Source organism: Pseudomonas sp. ASL9 (assembly GCF_056680335.1).
The window spans coordinates 2,386,711-2,398,799 of the sequence record NZ_CM155277.1 but is presented as its reverse complement, the minus strand read 5'-3'; the positions used below and the strand labels follow the sequence as shown (position 1 = coordinate 2,398,799).

Sequence of the window (12,089 nt, the reverse complement as noted above, 5' to 3'; positions counted from 1 at the left end):
CTCCCACAGTGATTTTGTAAATCCCCTCAAACCCACATTGCATCCCACAGCGGGTAATCACCTACTCGCTTGACCAACCCGGCTCGCAAAGGGTTGGCGACGATGTAGCGGGCCAGGCCAAGCAGGTCGTCCTCACGACGGACCGCCTTGTCGTGAAAGCCCTGTTGCCAAAGGCTTCCGCCGCTGTGAGTGGCTTTGTTGACAGCAAGGGCGCTGCGAGCCTTGACCTGCTTTATGAGCTGAGCCAAAGAGCCGTGCCTGAGTTCCAGTAACCAATGGAAGTGATCGGGCATGACGACCCAAGCCAGCGACAGCGCTTGTTCCTGCTGCTGTGCACACCTGAACTCATTGACCACTAACCGCCCCAAACGCCAATCATCGAAGACAGGGCGGCGGTTTTGCACAATCGAAGTTACGAGATAAATGTGCCCCACCCTGGAAAAACGACCTGAGCGAAGACGGCAGGAGCGTGCGTGATCGGGCATTCCTTTGCCCTCCCTATTGCGGATATCAGCGCTCGAATCTACTCATGTATAAGACGAAGCGTCGGCCTAAAGCTTGCCGAAATATGTCGGACCTGACAGGTCCTCTTCGCGAATGAATTGGCTCCCACAGAGGGCATCGGTGCCACATGTTGTGGGAGTGAATTTATTCACGATATAGGCGGTAGCTCAACCCTGTGCACGGCTCTGTTTGTATAACGCCAGCGCAGGCAATAATTGCTGATCAATCGCCTGGCGCACCGCCGGCAGGATGGTTGCGCTGCCTGTCAGTAGTTGTTCGATCAAGCGCCGCAGGGCCGTGGCGCGGGCGTCGGTCAGGCCGCAGACCGCTTGGGTGCAGGCCTGTTCGGCGGTCGCGCCTGCTGGCATTTCGAAACCCAGCGCCCGGAGGTGGCCGATCAGGTCCTCCTGGTCAATCAAATCCGCATGCATCATCACGTCCGCTCCTGTTATTGGATGTGAGTCGATTCTGGTGTCGCTCTCGAATGTCGGCAAGGCCTCAGATCGGCAATGTCCGGTATACCTATGAACAGGTCGTTTTCGGCTAACTCGCCCTTCAGCTCAGCAGGCACACTTGCGTCACTCGATAATGCGCGACGCATGGTTTGGTCACCCTCTGCATCGCGCAGTACCTCAGCCCCGGTTTTGTAACGGCTTAACCGGGGCTTTTTTTTGTCTGTCGAAAACTCATGTAAACTTCGCTGCCACCCAGGAGTTGCCATGAATTACCGTCACGCCTTCCACGCTGGCAACCATGCCGACGTGTTCAAACACCTGATTCTGACTCGCTTGATCGCCCTGATGGCGCGCAAGGAGCAGCCGTTCGCCTATATCGACAGCCACGCCGGGATTGGTCTGTATGACCTCAAAGGCGATCAGGCCACCCGCACGGGCGAATGGCTGGAGGGTATCGGTCGTCTTTGGGACGCGCCGGATTTGCCTGCGCTGACGGCCGATTACCTGCAAGTACTGCACGACATGAACCCCGATGGCGAGCTGCGCTATTATCCTGGTTCGCCAGAAATTGCGCGTCGCCTGACCCGCCAGCGCGAGCGCATTCTGCTCAATGAGAAACACCCTGAAGATGGGCGCTTGCTCAAAGAGAACATGAGGGGCGATCGCCGAGTAGCCGTGCACTTGGGCGAAGGCTGGCATGTGCCGCGTGCGCTGCTGCCAGTGGCAGAGAAGCGGGGACTGTTGCTGATCGATCCGCCGTTCGAACAGCTCGACGAAATGAAACGCTGTGCTGTGGCGCTGAAAGAAGCCATCAGCCGCATGCGTCAGACCGTGACCGCGATCTGGTACCCGATCAAGGACCAGCGTCTGTTGAAACGCTTCTATCAAGACCTGGCCGAGACCGGTGCGCCGAAGTTGCTGCGGGTGGAGCTGTTCGTGCACCCGCTGGACACTCCGCAGAGCTTGAATGGCTCTGGCCTGGCCATCGCCAACCCGCCTTGGGGTCTGGAAGAAGAACTGCGCGAGCTGATGCCATGGCTGGCCAAGACATTGGGGCAAACCCAAGGTGATTGGCGCATGGATTGGTTGATAGCGGAGTAATGGGAGGCAGATCAATCGTCGGTGATTGATCTGGCCCCTTCGCGAATAAATTCGCTCCCACGGGATTTATGCTGGCTTGTGGGTGCAAATCCTCAAGCGGGTAAACAAACCCCAGTCCCGCCCAGCCCGCAATAACCCTGCGGGTTCTTCGCCAGGTATTGCTGGTGGTACGCCTCGGCGTAGTAGAACGTCGGCGCTTCTTCGATTTCAGTGGTGATCTTGCCCAGCCTGGCTTTGTCCAACTCAGCCTGGAACACGTCCTTGCTGGCTTGGGCCGCTTTGAGTTGTGCTTCGGTGGTGCAGTAGATGACCGAGCGATACTGCGTGCCGATGTCGTTGCCCTGACGCATACCCTGAGTCGGGTTGTGCGCTTCCCAGAACACTTTCAACAGCGCGTCGTAGGTGGTGTGTTCGGTGTCGTAGACCACCAGTACCACTTCGCTGTGGCCGGTCAGGCCGGAGCAGACTTCTTCGTACGTCGGGTTGGGCGTCATGCCGCCAGCGTAACCGACTGCGGTGCTGTGCACGCCCGGTTGCTGCCATAGACGCCGTTCAGCACCCCAGAAACAGCCCAGACCAAAAATTGCAAAATCCACGGTGCCAGGAAACGGGCCGAGCAATGGGTTGCCGTTGACGAAATGCTTTTCTGGCACGGTCATGTGTGTTTCACGGCCTGGCAGTGCTTGCGAGGCGGTAGGGAGTTCGTTTTTGTTCACAAGTATCTCCGAGCGCAAAACCATGAGCCATATTCTCTGAATAGAGGGAGACAACGGGTAGGCGTTGTCAGTGAGGGCTTCTGATTAATAGCGGTGAGTGACGATAGGCCAACAGTTTGCCCGACTGTTCAGGGTCGAGGGAAGAGGCGAGGCAGCAGGGGAGACGCGCGGCGATATCAGGCCAGAGGACCGCGAGGGTAACGTTGGAGCTTATCGATCAAGTCCTGGCCAGGAATCGGCCGATCGAAGAGGTAACCTTGACCGACGTCGCAGCGATGTCGACGCAGGAACGCTAGCTGTTCGGCGGTTTCGATACCTTCGGCCACGACCTTGAGTTTGAGGTTGTGGGCCATGGCGATCACCGCCGAGGTGATTTCCATATCGTCCTGGTTGTCCGGGATGTCACTGACGAAGCTGCGGTCGATCTTGATCACGTCGATCGGGAACTTTTTCAGGTAGCTGAGCGATGAATAGCCGGTACCGAAGTCATCCATGGCCAGGGTCAGCCCGAGACTTTTCAGGAAATCGAGTTGCTGTCGGGTGTCCTCGGTCGCTTCCAGCAGTAAACCTTCAGTGAGTTCAAGTTCCAGCAACGGTGCTGCCAGACGTTCTTCCTTGAGGATGTTGGCAATCGAAGACACCAGATCCGGATCGGAAAACTGTTTGGGCGACAGGTTGATCGCGACCTGTAAACGGCCCAGTCCGGCAGCGGTCAGTTTTTTGCTCATGCGGCACGCTTCACGCGCGACCCATTTGCCGATGGGGATGATCAGGCCGGTTTCTTCGGCGACGCTAATGAATTGGTCCGGGCGGATCATGCCTTTTTCCGGGTGATTCCAGCGCAGCAGCGCCTCCGTCCCCAGCAGTCGGCCAGTGCGCAGACACAGCTTGGGTTGATAAAACACTTCCAGCTCGTTCTGGGTCAGGGCACGTCGCAGGTTGTTCTCGACGAATAGCTTGTAGCTGGCCTCGGCGTTGAGTGCTTCGGTGAACACCTGCACCTGATCTTTGCCATTGGCTTTGGCCTTGTGCAGCGCCAGGCCGGCGTTCTTCATCAGGGTTTGTGGGTCGCGGCCGTGCAATGGCGCGCAGGCCAGGCCCACGGAGCCGGTGACGCTGATCAACTGGTTGTCGACGAACATCGGCTTGTCCAGGGTCTTCAACACCTGAACAGCAATGCGCTGGCCTGCTTCTAGATCGGTGTCATCCAACAGCACCGCGAACTCGTTGCTGGCAAACCGCGCCAGGCTGCCGCTGGGGCTCAGGCTGTTGCGCAGGCGCCGGGCAAGGCTGATCAGCAGCTTGTCGCCTGTTTGGTGGCCAAGGCTGTCATTGATACGCTTGAAGTTGTCGATGTCCACCAGCAACAGGCTGATCGGCGTGTCGCTGTCACGGGCGAAGCGTTCATCGAGGTTGCGGATGAACGCCGGACGGTTGCCCAGGCTGGTGAGGTTATCGGTATAGGCCAGGCGTTCGATGCGCTGTTGTGCGAGCTTGGTTTGGGTGATGTCTTCGTAAATGCCGATGTAATGGGTCAACTCGCGATTATCGCCATACACCTTGGAGATCGAAAGCTGACCCCAGTAGGGTTCCAGGTTTTTGCGGCGACTCTTGAACTCGCCTTGCCAGCTGTTGCTTTTGGCGAGGCTGGAGTTGGCGTCGAGTAGCAATTCGTTGAGGTTTTCCAGCGCTGTGAGCTCTGACAGCCGACGACCGTGAACCTCTTCGGTGGTGTATTGGGTGATCGCGGTGAAGCTCGGGTTGACGTATTCAACCACCCCGTCGCAATTGACCAGCAAGAAGGCATTGGCGCTTTGTTCCACGGCTCGCTGGAACAAATGCAGGGCACTGGTGGCGGTGCGTCGGTTGTGATTGTTGATGACCTGCGCAAACTGATCGGCCAACTCGCCGGCAAAGGTGATTTCATCGGCCTGCCAAGGGCGAGCGATGCCGGTTTGCTCCAGGCACAGCACGCCGACGACGTTGCCATCGATGCGGATACTGGCGTCGAGCATCGCGTTGATGTCCCGAGGCTTCAGGGTTTCGGCCAGCTCGCGGGTGCGTGGGTCCTGCGAGACGTCATTGGCATCAATGGCTCGACCGGTGTGCAGTGCGTCCAGGTAGTTCGGGAACACGCTGGCATCGATAGGTTGCGGCAGCAGGACGTCGCCGGTGTCACGATTGAACGCAGCAATCGGCTCCAGGCGTTGGTCATTGAGGTTCCAGATGCTGGCGCTGGCGATGTCATAGATTTCGCAAGCGCTCTGGGTGATTAGTTGGGCCGCTTCCTGCACCGAGTTTTGGCTGCTGTAGCGATGGCGGGCCAGGCGCAGGATCAGGCTTTGCTGGGCGCGAACACGTTCCAGATGCAGCAATTGCTCATGCTGGGCACGCTGGTTGAGTTCAAGGGCTGTTTGCAGGCGGCTGTTCTGGGTTTCCAGATCCGCGCCTGAGGCTTGCTCGTGGTCACCGAACAGGCCCTCGACCACAATGATGTAACCGCGCAGCAGGGGGCGGTTATGTTGCTTATAACCCTCACCCATTTCCAGCAGGCTGATCGCGCCTTTGGTGGTGTGCAGCGTATAGCGGATCAGATAGAACGGGCTGTCGGTCAATTGCCGCTGGATGTCGTCATGCATCTGATAGCGCGCTTCGGGCTCCATCAGGCTGGCATAAGGCGAGCCAACGAGGGCGCAAAGGTCTACCGCCGGCAGGCCAAGCTGCTTTTCGCAATTGGGATCCAGGTACAGCAACGCCCAGTTAGCTTCATTAAGCCGTTCGAAACGCAGCATACCGAGCCGCGAGGGCACCGGTAATTGCGTCACTACCTCGACCGCGGTTCGACCGGCGGCATCGGGTTGGCTTTTCATTAAGAAGCTCGCTTTCAGGATGCTGATCACGCACGGGCTGAGGCCCTCTTTTACGTCGCGTGCGGCAAGGTTGCATCATGCAGCGCAGGCTGACAAGTGAGCCGGTGGCTTAGTGCTATAAAAACTATCGGCTGGCGTATGGATCTGCAGCGTTACCCGGGATTTCAGCGGTGTGTCAGACCTGATGCCTTGGTCGGCAAGCCCGCCCGCATACACTCGGGCGCTTGGCCTGTGGGTGCGGACGGGCCTGCAAAGAGGACAGATGGGGTCTGTCAGTTCAACGCAATGACTACCGGTTGTTTTTCCAGCGCTTGGCCGTTTTTGCCAAAGAACTGCACCTGAACGTCTTTTTCATTCGCGCTCACGTAGGCAAAGTTGTCTTCGCTGTGAACGTTGCTGACGAATTGGCTGTTGTAAGCACCGTCGTCCACAATGCTTATCGGCCCATTAAGTATGAAATCCGATTTATGGGCGTAAGCATACGTTGCCAAAAACGGGATTTTGTACAGCGGCGAAGAAACGATGGTGTGCACGCTAAAGTCGGGTTCGGCCGAATGGGTCAGTTTGCTGACCAGCGAACAATGAACGTCACCGGAAACGAATACGACGTTTTGGATTTTGTTGAAGCGAATGTAGTCGAGAATCTGGTTGCGTTGTTCCGGGAACGATTTCCAGCTGTCGCCATGGTCTGATTGGAGGTCTGGGTAAAACATGACCGGCGTGACCACGAACTTGACCCGCGCCTGACTGGTTTTCAACCCGTCGAGCAGGGCGGTCATTTGCACCGCGCCAATCATTTCGGGTGGCGTGGTGTGCAATTTGCGCTCGGTTCGGACGTCCATGACAAACCAGTCGGATACGCCGTTGGTGACGGTGTACCAAAACTTCTTCGGGATGACAGCGCCGGAAATGTTTTCGCTCTTCGTGGTGTTGTACAGGGGGCTGTGGCTGCATTGATAGATGCTGTATGCCTTGATGGCCGCTGGGTAGAGCGTCTCTATGTCCTGAGGGGTAGCCTTGGCGGGCCAGTTATCCTCGATCTCATGGTCGTCGAGGATCATGTAGGTGGGGACGTTGTTCATCATTTTGCCGATACCTTCCTGGCTGAACGCGACCCGGTAACGGCTGAAGAAGTCTTCCTGCGCCGCTGCCGGGTTGATCAGGTTGAGGTCGTCGGCATAGATTTGGTCACCCACCATGAACATCGCATCAATGGGCATTTTCTTCCGGGTGACTTTGTCGAACATCACTTTGAACATCTGGTCGCCCAGGTCCGGCCACAGGCCCATGCCACCGCTGCCCCTCAGGGTATGGATATAACGGCACGAGCCGATGATGAAGTTGCGCTCGGCTTTTGGGTCGCGGGTGGCGGTCTTGAAGGCATAGGTGCTGTTGGGCCACTTCAGTTTGCCGCGGCTTTGCAAGGCGACATTGTCCAGGGTTGTTTCGGCGCTGAACCAGCCTGCCTGATAGTCATAGACCGTGTTGTCATCGAGGCCATCGAGGATCATGACCGCTGTCATGTCGTTGTAGGGCATCAGTTGGTTGAACACAGGCTCAGACCAGTCAGTGCTGAGTCTGACTCGGTAACGTATAACGCTGAAGTGAGGGGGTTGTGAGTCGTTTTTTTTGCTGCGAAGGAATATTCGGCATTGTTGCGAAGTGGTATGGCCAACGATAGGGCCGACAGTGGGCTTGAGTATTTCCATGATTGAATCCGTTCAAATCAAATTGGGTGGGTGTGTAGAGCCTCTTTGATTTTAGAGTGGACAGGAAAAAAATCGCCTCATCAACGGCACCAGCGTGTGCGGCCGCTGACGATGCGTGCTGTAGGAAAACTGGTTCGGCGGGCAAAAAAAAGCCCCGCCAAGTTGGCGGGGTTGAGGTACGAGCGTGGCAGCTCGGAAAACAGTGCTCGGCAGGTCCGCGAAAATGGGCCTGCCGGCCTTTTTACAGGAGCATCGTGCGGATATCCCCCAGCAGTTCGCTCAAACGCTTGGTGAAGCGCGCAGCCGCAGCACCGTTGATCACGCGGTGATCGTAGGACAGCGACAGTGGCAGCATCAGTTTCGGCTGGAAGGCTTTACCGTCCCAGACCGGTTGGATGGTGGCCTTGGACACGCCAAGGATCGCCACTTCCGGTGCGTTGACGATCGGCGTAAAACCGGTGCCGCCAATGTGGCCGAGGCTGGAGATCGTGAAGCAGGCGCCTTGCATGTCATCGGCGGAGAGCTTTTTGGAGCGCGCTTTTTCGGCCAGAACGGCAGCCTCGGCGGCCAATTGCAGCAGGCTCTTCTGATCGACGTTCTTGATGACCGGGACCAGCAGACCTTCCGGGGTGTCCACGGCAAAGCCGATGTTCACGTATTTCTTGCGGATGATCGCTTTGCCGCTTGGCGCCAACGAACTGTTGAAGTCCGGCAGTTCCTTGAGCAAATGCGCAGCCGCCTTGAGCAGCAGTGGCAGGACGGTCAGCTTGACGCCGGCCTTCTCTGCAACCGCTTTTTGGGCGATGCGGAAAGCTTCCAGTTCGGTGATGTCGGCCTGGTCGAACTGAGTCACGTGTGGAATGTTCAGCCAACTGCGGTGCAGGCTCGACGCGCCGAGTTGCATCAGGCGAGTCATCGGCACTTCTTCGGTTTCGCCATAGCGGCTGAAATCGACCACCGGGATCGGCGGAATACCCGCACCCCCGGTAGCGCCAGCGGCCGGTGCTTCCTTGGCCTTCTGCATCATGGCCTGGACGTAAACCTGCACGTCTTCTTTGAGCACGCGACCGTGTGGGCCGGTTGAACCCACTGCCGTCAGCTCTACGCCGAACTCACGAGCCAACTGGCGGACGGCCGGGCCAGCGTGAACCTTGGCGCCGTCTTTCGCCGGAGCCTGAGGTGCAGCAACCGGTGCCGCTTCAGCTTTCGGTGCAGGTGCAGGTGCTGCGTCAGCCTTGGCCGGAGCAGCAGGCGCGGCTGCCGGAGCTGCCGCTGGGGCTGGGGCTGCGCCAGTAACTTTCAATTTCAGGATCAGGTCGCCAGTTCCGACTTCCTGGTCCAGCTTGACGCTGATGCTTTCGATCACGCCGGCAGCGGGTGAAGGAATTTCCATGCTGGCCTTGTCGGATTCGAGCGTGATCAGCGATTGATCAGCGACGATGGTGTCTCCGACCTTGACCATCAATTCGATGATCTTGGCTTTGCCCGACGAACCGATGTCCGGAACATGGATGTCCTGAACCGTTTCGCTGGCAGCGGCAGTTGGAGCCGCGGCCGGTGCAGGCGTGGCGGCAGCTGCTTTCTCTGGAGCGGCAGGGGCGGCAGCAGCGGAAGCGGCTTGTGCAGGCTTAGCCGCTGCTTCGCCTTCGACTTCCAGTTCGAACAGCTCGTCGCCTTCTTTCAGGCGGTCGCCCAGTTTTACTTTCATGCTTTTGATGACGCCGGCTTTAGGCGCAGGGATTTCCATGCTTGCCTTGTCCGACTCCAGCGTCAGGATGCTCTGATCGGCTTCGATGCGATCGCCGACCTTGACCATCAACTCAATAACTTCACCTTCACCGTTGCCGATGTCGGGTACTCGAATTAGCTCACTCACAATGTCTCTCCTTCGGAGAACCTGTTCACTCTCGACTGCTCTGATTCCAGTTGAGGCGAAAACAGCGTCGAATGCTCATTTACCGATGTAAATTCCGCATCCTCTGCTGTTTCGCGCATCGGGTCAGTGCTCTGTGCGATCTGAAAGCAGACTCTTAACAGTCCAGTGGGTTGAGTTTTTCAGGGTCGATGCCTAACTTGGCAATGGCTTCAGCCACTACTTTAGGTTCGATATCGCCGCGATCAGCCAAGGCTTCCAGAGCTGCCAGCACCACGAAGTTACGGTCGACTTCAAAGAAGTGACGCAGCTTCTTGCGGCTGTCGCTGCGGCCGAAGCCGTCAGTGCCCAGGACTTTGTATTCCTTGGTGGGTACCCACTGACGAATCTGGTCAGCGAACAGTTTCATGTAGTCGGTCGAAGCGATCACAGGGCCTTTACGACCGGTGAGGCATTCTTCCACGTAGCTCAGTGCAGGTTTTTGACCTGGGTGCAGACGGTTGCTGCGCTCTACGGCCAAGCCGTTGCGACGCAGTTCGTTGAAGCTGGTAACGCTCCAGACATCAGCGCCAACGTTGAACTGCTCGCGCAGGATCTTCGCCGCTTCACGCACTTCACGCAGGATCGTGCCCGAACCCATGAGCTGGACGTGGTGCGCCGCTTCCTTGGTGTCTTCTTCGAGCAGGTACATACCTTTGATGATGCCGTCTTCAACGCCAGCCGGCATGGCCGGTTGCACGTAGGATTCGTTCATCACGGTGAGGTAGTAGAAAACATCCTGCTGCTCTTCAAACATCAGGCGCATGCCTTCGCGGATAATCACCGCCAATTCATAGCCGTAGGTCGGGTCGAACGTGCGGCAGTTCGGAATGGTCGAGGCCAGGATGTGGCTGTGACCATCTTCGTGCTGCAGACCTTCGCCATTGAGCGTGGTCCGACCGGCTGTGCCGCCGACCAGGAACCCACGGGTGCGGCTGTCGCCAGCGGCCCAGGCCAGATCGCCGATACGTTGGAACCCGAACATCGAATAGAAGATGTAGAAGGGAATCATCGGCTGGTTGTGGGTGCTGTAGGACGTACCGGCAGCAATGAAGGAGGACATGGCGCCTGCTTCGTTGATGCCTTCTTCGAGAATCTGCCCTTTCTTATCTTCGCGGTAGAACATGACCTGTTCTTTATCGACTGGCTCGTAGAGCTGGCCGACGGCCGAGTAGATGCCCAACTGGCGGAACATGCCTTCCATACCGAAGGTACGGGCTTCGTCGGGGATGATCGGCACGATGCGCTGGCCGATCTCTTTGTCCTTGACCAGTTGCGACAGAATCCGCACGAAGGCCATGGTGGTGGAAATTTCGCGATCGCCGGAACCGTCGAGGATAGCCTTGAGGGTTTCCAGTGGCGGGGTCGGTAGCGTGAAGCTCTTGGCGCGACGCTGAGGCACGAAACCGCCCAATGCGGCACGACGCTCGCTCAGGTAACGGGCTTCAGCGCTGCCTTCTTCGGGTTTGAAGAACGGCAGGCTGTCGAGCTGATCATCCTTGACCGGAATGTCGAAACGGTCACGGAAGCTTTTCAGGCTGTCGACATCGACTTTCTTGGTGTTGTGCGCGGTGTTCTTCGCTTCACCAGCACCGGTGCCATAACCCTTGATGGTCTTGGCAAGGATCACGGTCGGTTGACCCTTGTGGTTGACTGCCTGGTGGTACGCCGCATACATCTTGTACGGGTCGTGGCCGCCACGGTTGAGCTTCCAGATCTCGTCGTCGGACAGGTCTGCAACCATCGCCTTGAGTTCAGGCGAGTTGAAGAAGTTCTCGCGCACGAATGCGCCGTCTTTGGCTTTGTAGTTCTGGTACTCACCGTCGACTACTTCGTCCATCCGGCGTTGCAGGATACCGTCGACGTCTTTGGCCAGCAGTGGGTCCCAGAAACGGCCCCAGACCACTTTGGTCACGTTCCATTGTGCGCCGCGGAACACGCCTTCGAGTTCCTGGATAATCTTGCCGTTGCCGCGAACCGGACCGTCGAGACGTTGCAGGTTGCAGTTGACGACGAAGATCAGGTTGTCGAGGTTTTCACGACCGGCCAGGGAAATTGCACCCAGGGATTCAGGCTCGTCGGTTTCGCCATCGCCGAGGAAGCACCAGACTTTCTGCTTGCCTTCAGGGATGTAGCCGCGGTGCTCCAGGTACTTCATGAAGCGTGCCTGGTAGATCGCCTGGATCGGGCCAAGGCCCATGGACACCGTCGGGAACTGCCAGAAATCTTTCATCAGCCACGGGTGTGGATAAGACGACAGGCCTTTGCCGTCGACTTCCTGACGGAAGTTGTTCATTTGGTCTTCGGTGATGCGGCCTTCCATGAACGCACGAGCGTAGACGCCCGGTGATGCGTGACCTTGGAAGTAGATCAGGTCGCCGCCATGTTCGTCGGTCGGGGCCTGGAAGAAGTAGTTGAAACCAATGTCATACAGCGTCGCACTGGAGGCGAAGCTGGAGATATGACCGCCCAGGTCAGAATCATACAGATTGGTTTTGACAACCATGGCCAACGCGTTCCAGCGCACCAACGAGCGAATGCGGCGTTCCATGAACAGGTCGCCAGGCATGCGTGCTTCGTGGGTGACAGGGATCGTGTTGCGGTAGGGCGTGGTGATGGCGTAAGGCAGCTGTGAGCCACTTCTGGTGGCCAGCTCGCCCATACGGGTCATCAAATAGTGAGCACGGTCTTCGCCTTCTTTGTCGAGAACCGATTCCAGGGCGTCCAGCCATTCCTGGGTTTCGACGGGATCGAGGTCTTGCATGGCTTGCTCCAGGGCGGAAAGGCTTCCAGAATCGGTTGCCTGAGTTTGCGACTGGCCT

Annotated in this window: 8 protein-coding genes; 1 reads left to right on the top strand and 7 read right to left on the bottom strand. The window is 57.7% G+C overall.

What is annotated here, in order from left to right; genetic code table 11:
* Nucleotides 1-26: 26 nt before the first annotated feature.
* Nucleotides 27-485 (bottom strand): REP-associated tyrosine transposase, encoded by a 459-nt coding sequence (locus tag AC1ME2_RS11030; protein WP_480441087.1) that lies wholly within the window; start codon nt 483-485, stop codon nt 27-29.
* A 186-nt stretch (nt 486-671) separates the two neighbouring features.
* Entirely contained in the window at nt 672-938 is a 267-nt protein-coding gene (locus tag AC1ME2_RS11025) for a hypothetical protein (protein WP_480441085.1), read from the bottom strand.
* Between the two features lie 285 nt (nt 939-1,223).
* Between AC1ME2_RS11025 and AC1ME2_RS11020 the strand changes: the two genes are divergently transcribed.
* On the top strand, nt 1,224-2,060 hold the full coding sequence (locus AC1ME2_RS11020) for a 23S rRNA (adenine(2030)-N(6))-methyltransferase RlmJ (RefSeq protein ID WP_480441084.1): 837 nt from the start codon (nt 1,224-1,226) through the stop codon (nt 2,058-2,060).
* 92 nt (nt 2,061-2,152) lie between these two features.
* Here the strand turns inward: AC1ME2_RS11020 and msrA are convergent, their stop codons facing one another.
* The 5 genes from msrA to aceE form a co-directional block, all read right to left on the bottom strand.
* On the bottom strand, nt 2,153-2,800 hold the full coding sequence (gene msrA / locus AC1ME2_RS11015; RefSeq protein ID WP_480441083.1) for a peptide-methionine (S)-S-oxide reductase MsrA: 648 nt from the start codon (nt 2,798-2,800) through the stop codon (nt 2,153-2,155).
* 152 nt (nt 2,801-2,952) lie between these two features.
* Entirely contained in the window at nt 2,953-5,646 is a 2,694-nt protein-coding gene (locus AC1ME2_RS11010; RefSeq protein WP_480441081.1) for a putative bifunctional diguanylate cyclase/phosphodiesterase, read from the bottom strand.
* 272 nt (nt 5,647-5,918) lie between these two features.
* Complete coding sequence (locus tag AC1ME2_RS11005; protein WP_480441079.1) at nt 5,919-7,355, bottom strand: alkaline phosphatase D family protein; 1,437 nt, start codon at nt 7,353-7,355, stop codon at nt 5,919-5,921.
* Nucleotides 7,356-7,596: 241 nt separating this feature from the next.
* A complete protein-coding gene (gene aceF, locus AC1ME2_RS11000; RefSeq protein ID WP_480441078.1) occupies nt 7,597-9,231 on the bottom strand; it encodes a dihydrolipoyllysine-residue acetyltransferase in 1,635 nt (544 codons plus the stop codon).
* Nucleotides 9,232-9,385: 154 nt separating this feature from the next.
* Nucleotides 9,386-12,031 (bottom strand): pyruvate dehydrogenase (acetyl-transferring), homodimeric type, encoded by a 2,646-nt coding sequence (aceE, locus tag AC1ME2_RS10995; protein WP_480441076.1) that lies wholly within the window; start codon nt 12,029-12,031, stop codon nt 9,386-9,388.
* Between the last annotated feature and the right edge of the window lie 58 nt (nt 12,032-12,089).